Source organism: Pseudomonas sp. BN411 (assembly GCF_029871235.1).
Classification (GTDB): Bacteria; Pseudomonadota; Gammaproteobacteria; order Pseudomonadales; family Pseudomonadaceae; genus Metapseudomonas.
On the sequence record NZ_SSOM01000063.1, the window covers coordinates 1 to 17,414 of the forward strand.

Sequence of the window (17,414 nt, forward strand, 5' to 3'; positions counted from 1 at the left end):
TTCTGGCTGCTGGCCGAGCTGACCTACCGCTGCCCGCTGCAGTGCCCCTACTGCTCCAACCCGCTGGACTTCGCCCAGCAGGGCGAGGAGCTGACGACCGCGCAGTGGATCGAGGTGTTCCGCCAGGTCCGCGCGCTGGGTGCCGCGCAGCTGGGCTTTTCCGGTGGCGAGCCGCTGGTGCGCCAGGACCTGGAAGAGCTGATCCGCGCCGCCCGCGAGCTGGGCTACTACACCAACCTGATCACCTCCGGGATCGGCCTCACCGAGGCGCGCGTCAACGCCTTCAAGGACGCCGGACTGGACCATATCCAGATCAGTTTCCAGGCCGCCGACGAGGCGGTGAACAACCTCCTGGCCGGCTCGCGCAAGGCCTTCGCGCAGAAGTTGGCGATGGCCCGCGCGGTGAAGGCGGCGGGCTACCCGATGGTGCTGAACTTCGTCACCCACCGGCACAACATCGACAGCATCGAGCGGATCATCGAGCTGTGCCTGGAACTGGAGGCGGACTTCGTCGAACTCGCCACCTGCCAGTTCTACGGCTGGGCCGAGCTGAACCGCGCCGGGCTGCTGCCGACCCGCGCCCAGCTGGAACGCGCCGAACGCATCACCAATGAGTACCGGGCCAAACTGGCGACGGAAAAGCACCCCTGCAAGCTGATCTTCGTCACCCCGGACTACTACGAGGAACGCCCCAAGGCCTGCATGAACGGCTGGGGCAACCTGTTCCTCGACATCACCCCGGACGGCACCGCGCTGCCCTGTCACAGCGCGCGGCAGTTGCCGGTGCAGTTCCCCAATGTGAAGGAGCACGACCTGCAGCACATCTGGTACGAGTCGTTCGGTTTCAACCGCTTCCGTGGTTACGACTGGATGCCGGAACCCTGCCGTTCCTGCGACGAGAAGGAAAAGGACTTCGGCGGCTGTCGCTGCCAGGCCTTCCTGCTCACCGGCGACGCCAGCAACGCCGACCCGGTGTGTGCCAAGTCCGCCCACCACGGCCAGATACTGGCCGCGCGGGAGGAAGCGGAGCACGCCGCCAAGGGCCCGGAACAATTGACCTTCCGCAATGAGAAGAATGCACGGCTCATCGCCTCGAGCCGCTGAATCCATGAACAGCCGACTCGCACCAGGCCTCAGCCCCCTGCGTATCCAACTGGACAACGGCCTGGATGTCGCGGTGCTTCACCAGCCCGGTCTGCCCCGAACAGCCGCAGCCCTGCGGCGAGCCACTGGCGGCTGGTACTGCGTGGCGAACAGCGAACCGGTGGCAAGGACCCACTACTGATAATTGGCCATTCGCAGGCATTCCAAGCTGAGGACCGGTAGGGTGCGCCGTGCGCACCGGGAGCCGAAACGGATCAGGACAGCTGGCGTGGCCGTCAGTCCCAGACCGGGGCCAGGCCCTCGGGGCTGACTTCGCGGCCGTTGCGCTCCAGTGCGGCAATCTGCGCCATGTCCTCGGCGTCAAGGCGCAGATCGCTGGCGAGCAGGTTGCTGGCAAGGTTCTCGCGGCGGGTCGACGACGGAATCACCGCATAGCCCAGCTGCAGCGCCCAGGCCAGCGCGACCTGCGCAACAGTGGCCTGGTGCTTGGCGGCGATTTCGGCCAGCACCGGGTCCTTCAGCACCTTGCCGTAGGCCAGGGTCATGTACGAGGTGACCGGGATGCCCTGCTCCTTCAGGAAGGCGGTCAGTGCCGTGCTCTGCAGGTAGGGGCTGAGTTCGATCTGGTTGGTGGCGATCTCGCCCTTGCCCACCGTCGCGACGGCCTGACGGGTCAGCTCGATGTTGAAGTTGGAGATGCCGATACGGCGGGTCAGCCCCTGGGACTTGGCCTCCGCCAGCGCTTCCATGTACTCGGGCAGTTCGACACCGTTGCCCGGTGCCGGCCAGTGGATCAGCGTCAGGTCGACCTGATCGGTACGCAGCTTCTCCAGGCTCTCGCGCAGGCTGGCAATCAGCTTGCCGCTGGCGTAGTTCTCCACCCAGATCTTGGTGGTGAGGAACAGCTCGGAACGGTCGACACCGCTCTCGGCGATGGCCTGGCCGATATCAGCCTCGTTGCCGTAGATCTGTGCGGTGTCGATAGCGCGGTAGCCCAGCTCCAGTGCACTGCGCACCGAATCGATGACGGGCTGGCCGGTCAGGCGGAAGGTCCCGAGGCCGAAGGAGGGAATGGAGGTGGTGAACGACATGGCTGCACTCCGAAAGGTCAGTGACTCGAATGGCGCGCAGTGTGTCGGCTTTTATTTTGTCGATTAAGCCGTCAATCAACCAAAGTTATTTGATTTGAAATCAAGAATCAGCGTGCAAGACGGTCACTACCAGTTCTGCACGAGCAGCTGGATACCGGTGACCAGCAGCCCGGCCCAGGCGACGCGGTAGAACCAGGTGTGGTTGACCCGACTCTGCAGCCAGATGCCCAGCCACACCCCGACGACCACGACGGGAGCCAGCGCCAGGCTGGCAGTCAGGCTGGTGCGGGTGAACTGCCCCAGCAAGGCGTAGGGCACCAGCTTGATGGCGTTGATCAGCAGGAAGAAGCAGTTCACCGTGGCGACGTAGCGCACCTTGTCCATCCGCTGCGGTAGCAGATACATCAGCACGGGCGGCCCGCCGGCATGGGCGACGAAGCTGGTGAAGCCGGCGATGCCGGACAGCAGGCTGCCCTTGAGCACCCTCGGCTCGGTGGGCGCCTGGGAATCGGCGGCATTCAGCACGTTGAGCAGGAAGAAGGCGATGGCGATTCCGCCGATCATCAGGCCGATCAGTCGTTCGCTGAGCAGGCCAAAGCTCAGGGTGCCGATCAGCACCCCCACCAGCGCACCCGGCAGCATGATCTTCAGGTTGTGCGGGTCCCATTTGCCGTAGAAGCGGCGCAGCCCGGTGATGTCCGCCATGCAGAGGATCGGCAGCATGATGGCCGCCGCCTGGGTCGGCGGCATCATCAGCGCCAGCAACGGCACCGCGATGCCACCCAGGGCGCCGCCGAAGCCGCCTTTGGAAATACCCGTCAGCAGGACGGCGGGAATGCCCAGGAGAAAGAGCTCGGCGAATGACATCGGAAGAACGGCCTGTGCAGATAGGGAGCGGACGAGGCGCCATTATGCGGGCTTTTCCGCTGGCTCCCCTGCCCAACTCGAGTGATTCGGGCGATCAGCGAACGCCCAGCCGTTTCACCGTTCTCGGGCCTTCGCCTTCTCCGGTACGAGCAGAACGCCCGACATAGAGCGGACACGATCAACTCGCGCACGCCATTTCAGATAGCACTCGCCAACCGTCCGTCTGGAAGGGTAGCGGAGCGCTATTGACGTCATTTCGTCCCTGCGTAAATATTCACACATCGCATGCGATTTGTTCGTATACGATCAACACCAACCAACTGCTCCAATCAGCTTTTCAAACGAACGAATCCACGAGGAACACACCATGAGCCAGATCGAAAAAGTCCTGTTCACCGGCAAGACCCACACCACCGTCGCCCACCGCGAAGGCGCGTCGCGCAATGACCACGGCCGCGTCGACATCCAGCTTTCCGCACCCCGCGGTGCGAGCGAGAACCAGGATCTGCGCTTCGACGCTACCCTGCCCCACCCGACCGCCGAGCAACTGTTCGCCGGCGCCTGGTCGGCCTGCTACATCAGCGCCATCGGGCTGGTGGCCCAGCAACGGAAAGTTGCGCTGCCGAAGGATCTGGCCGTGGAAATCGAGGTGGATCTGGGCATGACCGGCAACGCCTATTTCCTCCAGGCGCGCTTCCACGTCAGCGTTCCAGGCGTAGAGCTGGAAGTCGCCGAAGCCATTGCACGGGAAGCCCATGAAGTCTGCCCGTACTCGAAGGCCACCCACGGCAACATCGATGTCGCCACGACCGTGACCGTGGGCTGATGCAACAGGAAGCCAGGAGGAATTTCGGGAGCACTGGCGGGACTTTTCCCAGAGTTCCTCCCTGCGACGAAACTGGCCACGACGACGTAGCAACGTGGTCATCCTGATACCCGGGCAGCCCTATCGTCACAGGCAGAGCCGATGACTCATGACCACGTCCTCAGGACGTGGTTTCCCAAGTTCAAATCAATGCGCCGGGCCCTTACGCGCCCTCGGCTACCCGCCCTTCAGCCGCTTCGAAAATCGACAGGAAATCGCGCAGCGTGCTTTCCAGGTAGCGGCCCGCCCGATAGTCGGGCTTCACCGCATCACCGCCGGCGATCACATCCTGCGGTCGTTCGATGAAGCGGCCCACCAGACGGAAATCCGCATCCAGCACCAGTACGACCGGAATCGGGATCCGGTCCAGCTCCAGGCGCTCGCGCAGGTCATCCTCGGCACGCCCCTTGGAGATGACGGCCACCTGAACGCGCGGCTGAATGCGCTGCAGGTAGTCGAGCACGGTGACGTTGATCTGACAGTCCGGGCACCACATCTCGCCGGCCACCAAAAGGTGATAGCGGCCTTCGACCGCCTGCACGCGCTGCCGGCTGGCTTCGCTGATTGCGCCGGGTTCGGCCAGTTGGCGCTGCACGGACTGCACCCCAGCGATCTCCGCCGGCAGGCCGTGGCTGACGAAGGCGTCGAAGCCCTCGCCTATGGCGAAGAGCTCTTCGTAAGAAGCCATTGGCGTTCCTCTATTGCAGGGCCGGGAATGGCAATCCCGGCGGAAGTAATCTTTCAGTCTCGTAGAACATGGAATTGCTTTGGGGCGAGGGGCCTGGAGCAAGCTTCTGTAGGGTGCGCCATGCGCACCGATTCGGCGTCAGGTGAGCGATAGGCACAGCCGGATTACCAGCGGTGCGCACGGCGCACCCTACAGACCACGCACCAACCGCCTTGCCCGCAATTCACTGTTCCACTCAAAGCCTGAGTTCGAGAATCTCGTCGCCGAGGTCATCCAGCTCGCCGGTGAACACCCAGCCCAGATGGCGATAAAAGCCGTGGGAACGAACCGCTGGATCGCTCGAACAGCCGAGGAAGAGCCGCGTGAAGCCGGCAGCGCGGAAATCCTCCACCACCATCCGCAGGAGCTGCTTGCCGATGCCCTTGCCTTCGTACTCGGGCAACAGCGCCAACACGACGATCTCGCCGCTGTCCCTGTCGCCGAAGCAGTAGCCGACCACCTCGCCGTCTTCGCAATAGACGTGGCCGGAGCAGCTGCCGTCTTCGATGCCCGCGCCCCAGGATGCGACCGTGATACCCAGCGCCTGCAGTTCTTCTGCGGAGAATGCGTTCTCCCGCGTGCGGCCGCGTATCTCGATGCACCTGGCCGCGTCGTCAGGAATGGCCTCGCGATAGGTTCTGTTCGTCATCTGTCTGACCGGTTCATCCACTGAAACTGGCCGCACAGCCTACAGTAGTCAGACTGCAAACGCCGATCCCGAACCAGGACGGCAGGCACCCAGCGATACAGCTCACAGCCCGGCGAACCACTGCACGGATTCCCCCGAGCACCAGCTTGGTGCAAAAATTGGCCGCCTGAGAACCTGGCCAGCCCCAGGTCGTGAAGTACAGACCCTGCCGCCTGATGCAGGGAAACGAGGACCGATATGAGAGCCGATTCGAAGATGAGCGATTTCCTTGAGCCCAAGGTGCAGCGTGATGCAGACAGTCGCGGTATCACCCAACAACAGCCGGCGGTGACAGCATGATCGAAGTAACCGAAGTTTCCATCGCCGAACTGCGCGAAGCACTGGAGTCCGGCCGCACCACGTCGGTCGAACTGGTCAAGGCCTATCTCGCCCGTATCGACGCCTACGACGGCCCCGACACCGCTACCCGGCTCAATGCCGTGGTCGTGCGCAACCCCGACGCGCTCAAGGAAGCCGAGGCTTCCGATGCCCGCCGCGCCCGTGGCGAAACCCTCGGCCCGCTGGATGGCATCCCCTACACCGCCAAGGACAGCTACCTGGTGAAGGGCCTTACCGCCGCCTCCGGCAGCCCTGCCTTCAAGGACCTGGTCGCCTACCGCGACGCCTTTACCATCGAACGCCTGCGCGCTGCGGGCGCTGTGTGCCTGGGCAAGACCAACATGCCGCCCATGGCCAACGGCGGTATGCAGCGCGGTGTGTACGGCCGCGCGGAAAGCCCCTACAACGCCAACTACCTCACCGCCCCCTTCGCCTCTGGCTCGTCCAACGGTGCGGGCACGGCGACCGCCGCCAGCTTCTCGGCCTTCGGCCTGGCGGAAGAAACCTGGTCCAGCGGTCGTGGCCCGGCCTCGAACAACGGCCTGTGCGCCTACACCCCGTCACGCGGCGTGATCTCGGTGCGCGGCAACTGGCCGCTGACCCCGACCATGGACGTGGTGGTGCCCTATGCCCGGACCATGGCCGACCTGCTGGAAATCCTGGACGTGGTGGTAGCCGAAGACGCGGACAAGCGCGGTGACCTGTGGCGCCTGCAGCCCTGGGTGCCGATCCCCAGCGTCGCCTCGGTGCGCCCGGCCTCCTACCTGGACCTGGCTGCCAAGGCCGATGCCCTGAAAGGCAAGCGCTTCGGCGTGCCGCGCATGTTCATCAACAAGGATGAAGAAGCCGGCACCAGCGAGAACCCCGGCATCGGCGGCCCGACCGGCCAGCGTATCAACACCCGCGCCTCGGTCATCGCGCTCTGGGAAGCAGCCCGCAAAGCCCTGGAAGCAGCCGGCGCCGAGGTCATCGAAACCGACTTCCCGCTGGTATCCAACTGTGAGGGCGACCGTCCCGGCGCGCCGACCGTGTTCAACCGCGGCATCGTCTCCAAGGAATTCCTCAACGATGAACTGTGGGAGCTGTCGGGCTGGGGCTTCGACGACTTCCTGCGAGCCAACGGCGATCCCAAACTGAACAAACTGGCCGATGTCGACGGCCTGCAAATCTTCCCCCACGACCCCGGCACCCTGCCGAACCGCGAAGGCGACCTCGTCGCCGGCATGGACGAGTACGTGAACATGGCCAAGCGCGGCCTGAAGACCTGGGACCAGATCGAAACCCTGCCGGACGGCCTGCGCGGCCTGGAGAAGACCCGCAAGCTCGACCTGGAAGACTGGATGGACAAGCTCGGCCTCGACGCCGTGCTGTTCCCCACCGTGGCCGACGTTGGCCCGGCGGACGCGGACGTCAATCCGGAGTCGGCGGACATCGCCTGGAGCAACGGCATCTGGGTTGCCAACGGCAACCTCGCGATCCGCCACCTGGGCGTCCCCACGGTCACCGTGCCGATGGGCGTGATGGCGGATATCGGCATGCCAATCGGCCTGACCTTCGCCGGCCGCGCCTACGACGACTCGGCGCTGCTGCGTTTCGCTTCGGCCTATGAGTCGACCGGTTCGAAGCGCGTGATCCCCCCGCGCACCCCGCCGCTGCCGCGCGGCTGACGGGGAAAACGGGCTGTAGATATCAAAGAAAATCGGAGCCCCGGTCGGCTAACCACCAACCGGGAACTCCGAGAGACACGACTATTCACACTACTGACTCGTTATGGAGTCGGACCTGCTACCACCGGGGCACCAGGAGCGTCCTCGGCAGCTTCTCGGGCCGCATCTGCAGCGTCTTCAGCTGCTTCGCGGGCAGCGTCACCAACATTTTCTGCTGCTTCACGAGCTGCATCGTCAGCGTCTTCGGCTGCTTCCCGAGCAGCATCGGCGGCGTCTTCAGCGGCCTCTCTGGCAGCATCTGCGGCATCGTCGTCATCCGGATTAGCCGCTTTTGCAGCGTCCCGGGCTGCATCGGCTTCGGCCCGTGCGGCGTCTCTGGCGGCATCCGCAGCCGCCCTGGCAGCGTCTCTGGCTGCATCCGCTTCATCCTTCGGCACGCCAGCCGCTCTGGCGGCATCTCTGGCCGCGTCCGCTTCCGCTCTTGCAGCATCCCGCGCCGCATCCGCTTCAGCCCTTGCAGCGTCTCTAGCTGCATCGGCCTCATTCCTGGCGGCATCGTCAGCGTCTTCAGCTGCTTCCCGAGCTGCATCATCAGCGTCTTCGGCCGCTTCCCGAGCTGCATCGGCGGCGTCTTCAGCGGCCTCTCTGGCAGCATCTGCGGCATCGTCGTCATCCGGATTAGCCGCTTTTGCAGCGTCCCGGGCTGCATCGGCTTCGGCCCGTGCGGCGTCTCTGGCGGCATCCGCAGCCGCCCTGGCAGCGTCTCTGGCTGCATCCGCGTCATCCTTAGGCACGCCAGCCGCTCTGGCGGCATCTCTGGCCGCGTCCGCTTCCGCTCTTGCAGCATCCCGGGCCGCATCCGCTTCAGCTCTTGCAGCGTCTCTGGCTGCATCGGCCTCATTCCTGGCGGCGTCCCTGGCGTCGTTGTCGTTATCGTCGGCGTCATTGTCGTTGTCATTGCCTCGACCCGGTCCCTGGTTACCAGCCATGCCACCGTGGTCAGCGTCACCGTGTCCCGGACCGCCATGGCCATTGCCGGCATGACCGCCGCCGTCACCGCCATGTCCGGTACCACCGTGGCCGCCTCCGCCATCGCCGCCGCCGTGACCACCATGGCCACCGCCGCCGCCATCACCACCGTGGCCGCCGCCTCCGTCGCCACCACCGTGGCCACCGCCACCACCTCCATTACCGCCGCCACCGCCGTGGCCGCCTCCACCTCCACTACCGCTGCCACCACCGTGGCCGCCGCCTCCACCTCCACTACCGCCGCCACCACCGTGGCCGCCACCTCCACTACCGCTGCCACCACCGTGGCCGCCACCACCTCCACTACCACTGCCGCCACCACCGTGGCCGCCTCCTCCACCACTACCGCTACCACCGCCTCCGTCTTGGGCATGGGCACTGGATGAAGTCGAAATGTAGTCAGGCACCAGCACGCTGGATGCCGAGAGAACGCCACCAATCGCTAGAGCGAGTAGGCACTTTTTGAAAGACATAATCAGGCCTCCGTCTCATTTCTCTTGGGTCCCCTCCCCTACGAAAACTCATTCCGTTTGAGCTTCCAGTAAGCCCCTTTACATCTCTGGCCACAGTGTTTTGGACGGACGGGGGGCTTGCCGCATCAAGTCTGCGAGGAATTTCTTGCTGCTATGGGCGATAACGAAACGGCCTGCTTAGAGCAGGTCTTTTTAACGGCAAGCTATTTCGCGGGAAAATTTCCCACATTGAATCACCAGGGAAACAGACGCGGATTTTTCACGAGGGGTTTTGGAGTTCCGATGAAGCTTTACATGCAGGTATGCAGGTGACGAACGGTAGGCGACTGACCTGAGAAACGGCCACACGGAATGTCGTTGATGCGGTCGAGTTTGCGTCGGGGAATCCACCACTGCGTCGCGCTCAGCCTGCGGGTCTTGATGTGGGAGCGGATTTATTTGCGAGTAAACATCCACGTTCGTAGAACGTGGACTTACTTTTGGCCCCCTATAAGGGGGCATCTCGGAGCGGGCTGACCAATCGTAGCTCGGCTGCAATCCGGTAGCGGCGGTGGGATAGCCCCGGATTTCATCCAGGCTACGGACTGCTGGCTGCCGCATAGCCTCCGTAGGATGGGTGGAGCTTGCGATACCCATGCGGACAGAGCTGATGGGTATCGCAAGCTCGCGGAACGCCGCCCGACCCATCCTACAAAAGCCCCCACTTCAGCCTGCCACTCGGAGCATTTCGATCGTCACAAGCAGAGCCGATGACTCATGACCACGTCCTAAGGACGTGGTTTCCCGAGTTCAAATGAATTCGCTTCCACAGGCAGTGCAAATCCCCACCTACCCGCCGACGAGGCGGGATTGATAACCTGTCCCGCCCCAACGCATCCGCAACCCTCCCCATGCAGCAGCTTGCCCAGCTAAAGGCCATCATCGCTTCCGATCCCGCACGCATGCGCATCCTTCGCCTGGTGAGGGACCTTGAGCTGCCGGATTGCTGGGTAGCCGCAGGCTTCGTGCGCAGCGCGGTGTGGGATCACCTGCATCAACGTACCTATTCCCCCTTGCCGCCGGACATCGATGTCATCTGGTTCGATGCGAAACAAGCCGGCGCGGATGTGGACGCAGGCATCGAGGCATCGCTGCGCAACAGGGCCCCCTCGCTCGACTGGTCGGTGAAGAACCAGGCGCGCATGCATCTGCGCAACGACGACCTGCCCTACGCCTCGGCCACCGACGCCATGACCCGCTGGCCGGAGACGGCGACCGCGGTGGCGATAAGACTTGGTGCAGAGGGTGAACTCGACGTCGCGGCGCCCTTGGGCCTGGATGATCTCTTCACCCTGGTTGTCCGCCCCACCGCGAGGTTCCAGGCCGAGAAACGCCACATCTATCTCGATCGCCTGGGCTCGAAGGACTGGCTCACCACGTGGCCGAACCTGAAGGTTCTCACGGCGGATTGAAGCATTCCCCTGTCCACGCCGACGCAGAAAACCTTGCGCCTCGTTCGCCGTCTACTAAGGTTGGAGCCCGTCGAGGCACTGCTCTCGGACGAGTCGGAATCAAGGTCGAAAATCCAAGGGAGATTGCAGCGTGGACGCAAAGCAACGCGAGGCATTGCTGGGCACATTGAAGGCCCGTTTCGAAAAGAACATGGGCCGGCACAAGGACGTCGATTGGCCGAAGGTTCAGGCAAGGCTGGAATCCTCACCGGAGAAGCTGCGCTCCCTCGGCGAAATGGAGAGCACCGGTGGCGAACCGGATGTGGTGCTCCAGGATAAGGACAGCGGCGAGTTCATCTTCGTCGACTGCTCCGCCGAGAGTCCTTCCGGCCGTAGAAGCCTGTGCTTCGACCGGGAGAGCCTGGATTCGAGAAAGGAGAACAAACCCACCGGCTGCGCCATGGAATTGGCTGCGGCCATGGGCGTCGAGATCCTCACTGAGCAGCAGTACCGCGCACTGCAGGAACTGGGGACCTTCGATACCAAGACATCCAGCTGGGTGCAAACGCCGCCCGCCATCAGAAAGCTCGGCGGCGCGCTCTTTTGCGACCGTCGTTACGACTGCGTTTTCCTCTATCACAACGGCGCGCAGTCCTACTATGCCGCGCGCGGATTCCGCGGCGCGCTGAAGGTCTAGCGTTATAGCTGCGAGCGAAGCCCGCCCCGGCTTCCAGCCAGGGCGGGGTTCTTCGTGACGCGGCCCCGCCTCAGGTCCCGCTGCGGACTTTGCTCCATACCCGCGTCCTCACCCGCTCCAGCTTCAGCGGCAGCGGCTCGAGGGGGAACAGGGTTGCCATGGTTTCCTTCGATGGGTAGGCACCGGGGTTGCTGCGCAGCTTCTCCTCGACATGGGCAGTGGCGTCCTTGTTGGCATTGGGGTACCCGAGGTAGTTGGAGCTACGGGCGACCACTTCCGGGCGCAGCATGTAGTCGATGAAGTCCATGGCCGCTTTCGGGTGCGGGGCGTCCTTGAGCAGGACGAAGCTTTCCACCCATACCGGCGCGCCCTCGCGGGGAATCTGATAGGCGATGTGGCGGCCGTTGTTGGCGCGCTCGGAGTTGACCTGGGCGTCGTACACGCCGCCAGCCCAGCCGACCACGGCGCAGATGTTGCCGTTGGCCAGGTCGGTGATGAACTTGGAGGAGTCGAAGTAGCGCACGTGGGGGCGGATCTTCATCAGCAGTTCTTCGGCCTTGCGGTAGTCCGCCGGGTCCTTGCTGTTGGGCGGCAGGCCCAGGTAGTGCAGCGCGATGGGAATGATCTCGCTGGGGGAATCGAGCATGGCCACACCGCACTGGCCGAGCCTGGCGATGTTCTCTTCCTTGAAGATCAGGTCCCAGGAGTTCACCGGGGCGTCCGCTCCCAGCACCTGGGTGACCTTGTCGACGTCGTAGCCGATGCCCGTGGTGCCCCACATGTAGGGCGCCGCATAGCGATTGTCGGGATCGTTGCTGTGCACCTTGGCGAGGATTTCCGGGTCCAGGTGGTTCCAGTTGGGGAGCTGGCTGCGGTCCAGCTCCGCCAGCACGCCGGCCTTGATCAGGTTGGGCAGTGCATCACCGCTGACCACCACCACGTCGTAGCCGGTATGGCCGACCATGAGCTTGCTCTGCATCACGTCGATGCTGTCGAAGGTGTCCAGCACCATGGAAACGCCGGATTCCTTCTCGAAGGCCTTGGGCGTTTCCGGCTCGATGAAGTCGTACCAGTTGTAGAGGTGCACGCTGGAGGTTTCCGCCGTGGCCACGCCGCCCATCATTCCCAGCAGCAGCGCCAGGCCGAGTTTCACTGACTTCGATTGCATGTGTTCGCTCCTGGCTGGCCGCCGGCATCAGGGCGGCGACCAGCACCTTCAGGTTTCTTGTTGTTGGATGGCGAATCGGTCCCGCTCAGGGAATCAGCAGCTCACGGCGGCCATCGGGGTGCTCGATGCGTTCTCCCGGCAGCCGGAAGCGCTGCTCGGCCTGGTAGTCATAGAGGGCACGCGCTTGGGTGAGCTGCGCCATATCGAGTTCGATCACGTGGCGGCACTCCTGGCGACCGGCCTCCAGCAGCACATGGCCGAAGGGGTCCACCACGGCGCTGCCGCCGGCGAAGATGGTGTCGTCATCGCCCTCCCCGACCCGGTTCACCACCACGGCGAAAACCTGGTTCTCCTGGGCGCGGGCGCTGACCGAGGTACGGTGCACATGGCCGTAGGGCTCCATGTTGCCGTCGGTGATCAGGATGATCTGGGCGCCGAGCGCAGCCACGGCCCGCGAAGTTTCCGGGAACTCGGTGTCGTAGCAGATCAGCAGGCCCACGCGCACCCCACGCCATTCCACGGTGGCGAAGCGGTCACCCGGCAGCACCACCTCCGGTTCGCCCACCCAAAGGTGAGTCTTGCGGTAGCTGAGGGCAACGCCCTCGGGCGTGATGAGCACAGTGGTGTTGTAGTAGCGGCCGCCGTCGTTCTCGATCAGCCCCACCACCACGGCGAGGTCGCGCTCGCGCGCCGCAGCCTGGATGGCGCGGAGGCTTGGGCCGTCGAGGGGCTCGGCTTGCGCGGCGATGTTCTGCCGGTTGAGGAATCCGGTGATCTGCGCCTCGGGGAATACCACGATGTCGGTACCGGGCGTGCATTGGGCAATGGCATCCAGAGTGCGCGCGAGGTTGTAGGCGGTGTCGCCATCGCGACCCGCGAGCTGTACGAGTTCGAGCTTCATTATCAGACCTTGTTGTCGAGCTGGGCCCCGGCCGGGAAGTGAGTGACTTTTGCAAAAGGTCGGTGCCAGTATGCGTCCCGCCCGCAAATTTCCTATCACGTCGAGTGCTTAACCCCATGGGGGTAGATAGATGATTCCAACCCTGCAGGACATGGCCTGGCATCGCGCCGCCGGCCAGCTGATCGAGCGCCTGGACAAGCCGGACTTCTGGCTCGCCCTGACCCGTCTGGTCAGCGAATACGTCCAGGTCGACAGCTGGGCGGTCCTGCTGTTCAGCGATTCCCGCCCCCTCGCCTTTGCCGAAAGCCCCTATGAGGGCGACGGGCCCGACCCCTTCATCCACGACTACCTGCAGGGGCTCTACCTGCTCGACCCCTTCTACATCGCCAACCGGGAGCATCCCGCCACCGGGCTGTTCCGCCTCGCCGACGTGGCCCCCGAGCGCTTCAAGCAGACGGAGTACTACCAGCTCTACTTCACCCACTTCGTGGAGGAGGACGAGGTGCACTTCAACGTGCAGCTCGACGAGGTACGGAGCCTGTGCCTGTCCCTGGGAAGCCGTCAGCGCTTCACCCCGGAGCAGGTTTCGCTTCTGGAGATGATCCGCCCCTGGGTGGCGGGACTGATGCGCCAGCGCATGTTCTTCGAGGGGACAAAGGCGGAAAGCGCTCCACGCCCGGCAGCGCGCTGGCAGGACAACCTGGAAGAGGCCATGGAACGTCTTGGCACGCCGCTCACCGCCCGCGAACTGGATGTGATCCGACTGATCCTGAGTGGCTGCTCGAACAAGGAAGTGGCCGGCAAGCTGGCGATATCCGCCGAGACGGTGAAGGTCCACCGCCGGCACATCTACGCCAAGCTGAACATCAAGTCGCCCCAGGAACTGTTCTCGCTGTTCCTCAAGGCGCACACGGAGGCTTGAGCAGCCCCTAGTCCATCGCCAGCATCAGGAACAGCCCGATCATCAGCATCGCCGACGCGGCCAGGGCGGTGCCGGTGCGCACATGGTTCCAGCGCGTCCACTCTTCCAGATAGGTGCGCCAGGGCACGGAGGAATCCGGATTGCCCGCATCCAGCTTCGCCAGGGCGTTGTTGCGCGGAACGTTGCAGAACAGCGTCACACCGAAGCTGCCCACCAGATACAGCAGGCTGCCGAGCAATAGGAAGAAGGTGCCGGACACCTCCCAATGCACGAAGGCGTACAGCGTAAGCAGCGCGCAGACAACCGTGGTGCCCAGGAAGACGCCGAGGAAAATACGGTTTAGCACCGTGCGGTTGATCGCCTGCATGGCGGCGATGCCTGCCTCTGGCGAGAGGCGCGCGAGGGCTTGCATCACGAAGTTGGAAAAGGCGAAGAACAGCCCGCCCATCAGCCCGCAGCTGATCACGGCGAGGAAGGCGAGCAGGAAAGCCAGGTCATCGATGAAGGGCATGGTCGGTTTCCCTCAATTCCATCCAGTCTCAACAACTTCAGGACCCCTATTCCAGACGTCATGGGTACTCGATTTCGTAAATTACCGGAAAGTGGTCGCTACGCAGCTTCTTGCCTCGATAGATTCGCTGTACCTGCGAATACACCTTGTCCTTCTGGAAGTAGTAGACGTGATCGAGCTGTTTGTTCTCGAATTTCAGGGTCGTGACCTGGACTGATGCCTCGCAGGCCGATTTCCAGCGGCATTTCTCAGCAATGAAGGCGTAGTCCAGCAGAGATGGAATGGCCAGGTCACCCCAAGCGACATCCGTTCCCATGCAATTGTTGATGAACGTGCTCTCGCTCATGCCCGGCGTGCCGCCGGTATTGCGGCACACCTCCTGGTACATCGCCTTGGCCAGCGACAGGGAACTGCGAATAGAAACATGCGTAAATCCACAGGTTCCGGGAAGGCATCGCAACATTGTATTGCCGTTGGTGACCTTGACCTCGGCAAGCGAATCGCCAGGCTGGTGGTTCAAATCCCCTCCGAAAAACACCAGGTCGGCATTTCCCCCGACAAAGCGGATGTCGTCGGTCACCTGCTCGAAGGCGGTCGGGCCATGGGCATTGGCATGGCAAAAGGCGAACAACTGGCCGCCCTCGGCTTGCAGAAGCAGAGTGCTGCGATTGCCCTTGGACCCCAGCGGCACCTTGTAGGGCTCATGGAATTTGCCTGCAATGTCGTTGGCGACGAAGACCATGGCCCCGAGCGTGGTGTTCTTTTTCTTGCCACCGTCCTGGTCCAGAGAGGCCTTCAATTCGTAGGTGCCAGACAGGTCCTTGACCAGTTGGTTGTTTGGCCTGGCCGTGGTACCGACCTCGAACAGCGCGATGATGTCCGGTGAGAAGTCGCACGCCGCAGTGACCAAGGCATCCAGCTTCTCTTCGTATGCCTCGCTCATCGGTAGCTTTTGGTTCTGGTCGTTAAGGTGCTGGGTGTTCCAGAGCATGATTGTGATCGTCGGCATATCGCTCCTGCCTGTCCGGGTCTTCCCTGTGCTTGGCCCCATCCCGCGTTCCCGGCCAAGTAGTTCAGATATGAAGGCGCCGGGGGACGAAGGGCCGATTCAAGGTTAGCCAGCTTTGCGGAAAGCGGCGGACGGTTTCGCGAGAAACCCGTCGCAATCCGGTATCAGCCAAGCCCACTTGTCGCCCATCCACCCGACAGCCCCCGCCCCATGCATGCTGATGAATACTGGGAATGCCCGTAGTCCAGTGGCCAATGGAACCTGCGAGGACATGCGCATGACTGAAGAAAACGAATCCAACCGACACCTGAGCGAGGTCCGCCAGTCGCCGGTCTTTCGCTGGGCCGAGGGGCTGCAATGGTTCGGCGGCGTGATGTTCCTGCTGGCCATCGGCCTGGCGCTGTTCACCGAAGTCACCTCCACACCGGGTGGCGTCACCCTGATCGCCGCGTTCGGCGCGCTCGGGCTGCTGTCACTGGTTCCAGCTCGCTTCATTCTCACCGTGTACCTGATGAGCCCCGACAAGAAAGCCGGAAAGGGCCAGACGCGGAGCTGACCGCTCATCACGGCAGCTGAACATGCCGCGTGGTTGGCCGGTCAGGATTCAAACCACCCCGGGAGGATTCGCACCATGGACAACCAATGGCAGATCAACGGCCCGGCCTATGAACAGAATGTCCACGGCCTGGAGCGGGCGGGCTCGGTCATCTCCGGCCTGCTCCTGGCCCGTCACGGCCTGCATCGTGGCGGCGTACTGGGCATCTGGGACATTGGCCTCGGCGCCGCCCTGCTGCTGCGCGGGCTGACCGGCCACTGCTATGTGAAGGAAGTACTCCACGACCGCCGCGAGGCCTTGCATCACCTGCGCGCCGATCTGGAACGCCTGCAGCGCGCCGTGGACAAGCTGGCGAGGGAAGGCAAGGCCTAGGGTCGCGGCAGAGTCAGCGCACCGGCTTGCAAGTCATCTGCGTGCCGTACCACTCCACCTTGGCTTCACCCTGGTGTTCCCAGAAATCCACGCCATCGTTGCTGTAGCGGGCGCCGCTGGCGGTACGCTGGCTGATCGCGATGGCGTGGTCGCTGCCATAGGTGAAGACGGCGGCACCGGGCTCGGTGTCGTTGTAGAAGGCCGCGGTGAAGGCTTTGCTGGCATCGCCACAGGCGAACGCCACGGACTTGGGCGCCGCCACCGCGCCGGACTGGATCTGCAACTCCACCAGGCGCGTCTGGTAGCTCAGGGTCAGGCACTGGTTCTGGTCGGTGGCCTTCCAGCAGTCGTCGCGACCCTTGAGCCAGCCGCGTTGCTCGGCGCGCAAACGCTTCTGGGTCGCCGCGTCGGTGGCGGCCAGGGTGTCCTTGTAGACATCCGCCATCTGCCGGTCCAGCGCGCTCAGCTCTGCGCTCGCACACACCTGCTGTTCCACGCCCTGGGCCTTGGTGCAATCGAAAGACGGGCCGGCATCGGCCATGGTGAGCGGGCTGGTGGCGCTCAGCGCCAGAATCAGTCCTTTTGCGGGGATCATGTCGGCCTCCGTGCCTGGGGTAGTTTGACCAGAAGTTAAGACCAAACCATGGGAAAAATCCCTCCTCCTTGTAGGGGCGATTTCAATCGCCAAGCAGACCGCAGGTTTGCCCTGGATTCCCGGGGGCCGCTGCGCAGCCCTTGGCGAATGAATTCGCCCCTACAGGTAGAGCAGAGCCATGGGATTGGCCCTGCGCGGAGCTCAAGACCTTTGTAGGGGCGATTTCAATCGCTGAGCAGACCGCAGGTTTGCCCTGGAGTCTCCGGGGGCCGCTGCGCAGCCCTTGGCGAATGAATTCGCCCCCACAGGTAGAGCAGAGCCATGGGATTGGCACTGCGCTGAGCTCAAGACCTTTGTGGGGGCGATTTCAATCGCTGAGCAGGCCGAAGGTCTGCCCTGGAGT

General features: G+C 63.6%; 20 protein-coding genes. 10 read left to right on the top strand and 10 right to left on the bottom strand.

Going from position 1 to position 17,414, the window contains the following annotated elements; translation table 11 throughout:
* Positions 1-1,104, top strand: a 1,104-nt coding sequence (gene pqqE / locus E8F06_RS09865; protein WP_280366591.1) for a pyrroloquinoline quinone biosynthesis protein PqqE, incomplete at its 5' end; no start/stop codon positions are given.
* 4 nt (positions 1,105-1,108) lie between these two features.
* Positions 1,109-1,285 carry a hypothetical protein gene (locus tag E8F06_RS09870; protein ID WP_280366593.1) on the top strand — a complete coding sequence of 59 codons (177 nt, stop codon included), beginning with the start codon at positions 1,109-1,111 and terminating at the stop codon, positions 1,283-1,285.
* Between the two features lie 94 nt (positions 1,286-1,379).
* Here the strand turns inward: E8F06_RS09870 and dkgB are convergent, their stop codons facing one another.
* Complete coding sequence (gene dkgB, locus E8F06_RS09875; protein WP_280366595.1) at positions 1,380-2,195, bottom strand: 2,5-didehydrogluconate reductase DkgB; 816 nt, start codon at positions 2,193-2,195, stop codon at positions 1,380-1,382.
* Positions 2,196-2,321: 126 nt separating this feature from the next.
* Entirely contained in the window at positions 2,322-3,062 is a 741-nt protein-coding gene (locus E8F06_RS09880) for a sulfite exporter TauE/SafE family protein (protein WP_280366598.1), read from the bottom strand.
* A gap of 367 nt (positions 3,063-3,429) precedes the next feature.
* Between E8F06_RS09880 and E8F06_RS09885 the strand changes: the two genes are divergently transcribed.
* Positions 3,430-3,888: an Ohr family peroxiredoxin gene (locus tag E8F06_RS09885; protein WP_280366600.1), complete on the top strand. Its 459-nt coding sequence runs from the start codon at positions 3,430-3,432 to the stop codon at positions 3,886-3,888.
* Positions 3,889-4,090: 202 nt separating this feature from the next.
* Here the strand turns inward: E8F06_RS09885 and E8F06_RS09890 are convergent, their stop codons facing one another.
* Both E8F06_RS09890 and E8F06_RS09895 read right to left on the bottom strand, forming a co-directional pair.
* A complete protein-coding gene (locus tag E8F06_RS09890; RefSeq protein WP_280366603.1) occupies positions 4,091-4,615 on the bottom strand; it encodes a thioredoxin family protein in 525 nt (174 codons plus the stop codon).
* Between the two features lie 235 nt (positions 4,616-4,850).
* Entirely contained in the window at positions 4,851-5,303 is a 453-nt protein-coding gene (locus tag E8F06_RS09895; RefSeq protein ID WP_280366605.1) for a GNAT family N-acetyltransferase, read from the bottom strand.
* A 335-nt stretch (positions 5,304-5,638) separates the two neighbouring features.
* Here E8F06_RS09895 and E8F06_RS09900 point away from each other — a divergent pair, with 335 nt between their 5' ends.
* The gene (locus E8F06_RS09900) at positions 5,639-7,348 is read left to right on the top strand and encodes an amidase (protein ID WP_280366608.1); all 1,710 of its coding nucleotides are present in this window, start codon (positions 5,639-5,641) and stop codon (positions 7,346-7,348) included.
* 118 nt (positions 7,349-7,466) lie between these two features.
* Here the strand turns inward: E8F06_RS09900 and E8F06_RS09905 are convergent, their stop codons facing one another.
* Complete coding sequence (locus E8F06_RS09905; RefSeq protein WP_280366610.1) at positions 7,467-8,240, bottom strand: hypothetical protein; 774 nt, start codon at positions 8,238-8,240, stop codon at positions 7,467-7,469.
* Positions 8,241-8,358: 118 nt separating this feature from the next.
* On the opposite strand from E8F06_RS09905, the gene E8F06_RS09910 reads away from it, so the two are divergent.
* The 3 genes from E8F06_RS09910 to E8F06_RS09920 all read left to right on the top strand — a co-directional run bounded on the left by E8F06_RS09910 (position 8,359) and on the right by E8F06_RS09920 (position 10,977).
* Positions 8,359-8,763, top strand: coding sequence for a hypothetical protein (locus E8F06_RS09910; RefSeq protein ID WP_280366612.1), 405 nt, complete (start codon positions 8,359-8,361; stop codon positions 8,761-8,763).
* 977 nt (positions 8,764-9,740) lie between these two features.
* The gene (locus E8F06_RS09915; RefSeq protein WP_280366614.1) at positions 9,741-10,301 is read left to right on the top strand and encodes a nucleotidyltransferase family protein; all 561 of its coding nucleotides are present in this window, start codon (positions 9,741-9,743) and stop codon (positions 10,299-10,301) included.
* Between the two features lie 130 nt (positions 10,302-10,431).
* A complete protein-coding gene (locus E8F06_RS09920; protein ID WP_280366617.1) occupies positions 10,432-10,977 on the top strand; it encodes a DUF4256 domain-containing protein in 546 nt (181 codons plus the stop codon).
* A 70-nt stretch (positions 10,978-11,047) separates the two neighbouring features.
* On the opposite strand, the gene E8F06_RS09925 is transcribed toward E8F06_RS09920, so the two are convergent.
* Entirely contained in the window at positions 11,048-12,100 is a 1,053-nt protein-coding gene (locus E8F06_RS09925) for a polyamine ABC transporter substrate-binding protein (RefSeq protein ID WP_280366633.1), read from the bottom strand.
* A gap of 130 nt (positions 12,101-12,230) precedes the next feature.
* Positions 12,231-13,046 (bottom strand): carbon-nitrogen hydrolase family protein, encoded by an 816-nt coding sequence (locus E8F06_RS09930; RefSeq protein ID WP_280366618.1) that lies wholly within the window; start codon positions 13,044-13,046, stop codon positions 12,231-12,233.
* Between the two features lie 130 nt (positions 13,047-13,176).
* Between E8F06_RS09930 and E8F06_RS09935 the strand changes: the two genes are divergently transcribed.
* On the top strand, positions 13,177-13,968 hold the full coding sequence (locus E8F06_RS09935; RefSeq protein ID WP_280366620.1) for a helix-turn-helix transcriptional regulator: 792 nt from the start codon (positions 13,177-13,179) through the stop codon (positions 13,966-13,968).
* Positions 13,969-13,975: 7 nt separating this feature from the next.
* Here E8F06_RS09935 and E8F06_RS09940 read toward each other — a convergent pair whose 3' ends face one another.
* Both E8F06_RS09940 and E8F06_RS09945 read right to left on the bottom strand, forming a co-directional pair.
* On the bottom strand, positions 13,976-14,479 hold the full coding sequence (locus tag E8F06_RS09940; RefSeq protein WP_280366622.1) for an anthrone oxygenase family protein: 504 nt from the start codon (positions 14,477-14,479) through the stop codon (positions 13,976-13,978).
* 58 nt (positions 14,480-14,537) lie between these two features.
* Entirely contained in the window at positions 14,538-15,488 is a 951-nt protein-coding gene (locus tag E8F06_RS09945; protein ID WP_280366624.1) for a hypothetical protein, read from the bottom strand.
* 277 nt (positions 15,489-15,765) lie between these two features.
* On the opposite strand from E8F06_RS09945, the gene E8F06_RS09950 reads away from it, so the two are divergent.
* Entirely contained in the window at positions 15,766-16,044 is a 279-nt protein-coding gene (locus E8F06_RS09950; RefSeq protein ID WP_280366627.1) for a hypothetical protein, read from the top strand.
* 75 nt (positions 16,045-16,119) lie between these two features.
* Positions 16,120-16,416 carry a YgaP-like transmembrane domain gene (locus E8F06_RS09955; RefSeq protein ID WP_280366629.1) on the top strand — a complete coding sequence of 99 codons (297 nt, stop codon included), beginning with the start codon at positions 16,120-16,122 and terminating at the stop codon, positions 16,414-16,416.
* A gap of 13 nt (positions 16,417-16,429) precedes the next feature.
* Here the strand turns inward: E8F06_RS09955 and E8F06_RS09960 are convergent, their stop codons facing one another.
* Positions 16,430-17,011, bottom strand: coding sequence for an MliC family protein (locus tag E8F06_RS09960; protein WP_280366631.1), 582 nt, complete (start codon positions 17,009-17,011; stop codon positions 16,430-16,432).
* Positions 17,012-17,414 lie beyond the last annotated feature (403 nt).

Excerpts from the sequence above, each read along its gene's own strand:
- E8F06_RS09870 (WP_280366593.1), top strand. The coding sequence starts at position 1,109 with ATGAACAGCCGACTCGCACCAGGCCTCAGCCCCCTGCGTATCCAACTG.
- dkgB (WP_280366595.1), bottom strand. The coding sequence starts at position 2,195 with ATGTCGTTCACCACCTCCATTCCCTCCTTCGGCCTCGGGACCTTCCGC.
- E8F06_RS09880 (WP_280366598.1), bottom strand. The coding sequence starts at position 3,062 with ATGTCATTCGCCGAGCTCTTTCTCCTGGGCATTCCCGCCGTCCTGCTG.
- E8F06_RS09885 (WP_280366600.1), top strand. The coding sequence starts at position 3,430 with ATGAGCCAGATCGAAAAAGTCCTGTTCACCGGCAAGACCCACACCACC.
- E8F06_RS09890 (WP_280366603.1), bottom strand. The coding sequence starts at position 4,615 with ATGGCTTCTTACGAAGAGCTCTTCGCCATAGGCGAGGGCTTCGACGCC.
- E8F06_RS09895 (WP_280366605.1), bottom strand. The coding sequence starts at position 5,303 with ATGACGAACAGAACCTATCGCGAGGCCATTCCTGACGACGCGGCCAGG.
- E8F06_RS09900 (WP_280366608.1), top strand. The coding sequence starts at position 5,639 with ATGATCGAAGTAACCGAAGTTTCCATCGCCGAACTGCGCGAAGCACTG.
- E8F06_RS09905 (WP_280366610.1), bottom strand. The coding sequence starts at position 8,240 with ATGCAGCCAGAGACGCTGCAAGAGCTGAAGCGGATGCGGCCCGGGATG.
- E8F06_RS09915 (WP_280366614.1), top strand. The coding sequence starts at position 9,741 with ATGCAGCAGCTTGCCCAGCTAAAGGCCATCATCGCTTCCGATCCCGCA.
- E8F06_RS09925 (WP_280366633.1), bottom strand. The coding sequence starts at position 12,100 with ATGATGGGCGGCGTGGCCACGGCGGAAACCTCCAGCGTGCACCTCTAC.
- E8F06_RS09930 (WP_280366618.1), bottom strand. The coding sequence starts at position 13,046 with ATGAAGCTCGAACTCGTACAGCTCGCGGGTCGCGATGGCGACACCGCC.
- E8F06_RS09935 (WP_280366620.1), top strand. The coding sequence starts at position 13,177 with ATGATTCCAACCCTGCAGGACATGGCCTGGCATCGCGCCGCCGGCCAG.
- E8F06_RS09940 (WP_280366622.1), bottom strand. The coding sequence starts at position 14,479 with ATGCCCTTCATCGATGACCTGGCTTTCCTGCTCGCCTTCCTCGCCGTG.
- E8F06_RS09945 (WP_280366624.1), bottom strand. The coding sequence starts at position 15,488 with ATGCCGACGATCACAATCATGCTCTGGAACACCCAGCACCTTAACGAC.
- E8F06_RS09950 (WP_280366627.1), top strand. The coding sequence starts at position 15,766 with ATGACTGAAGAAAACGAATCCAACCGACACCTGAGCGAGGTCCGCCAG.
- E8F06_RS09955 (WP_280366629.1), top strand. The coding sequence starts at position 16,120 with ATGGACAACCAATGGCAGATCAACGGCCCGGCCTATGAACAGAATGTC.
- E8F06_RS09960 (WP_280366631.1), bottom strand. The coding sequence starts at position 17,011 with ATGATCCCCGCAAAAGGACTGATTCTGGCGCTGAGCGCCACCAGCCCG.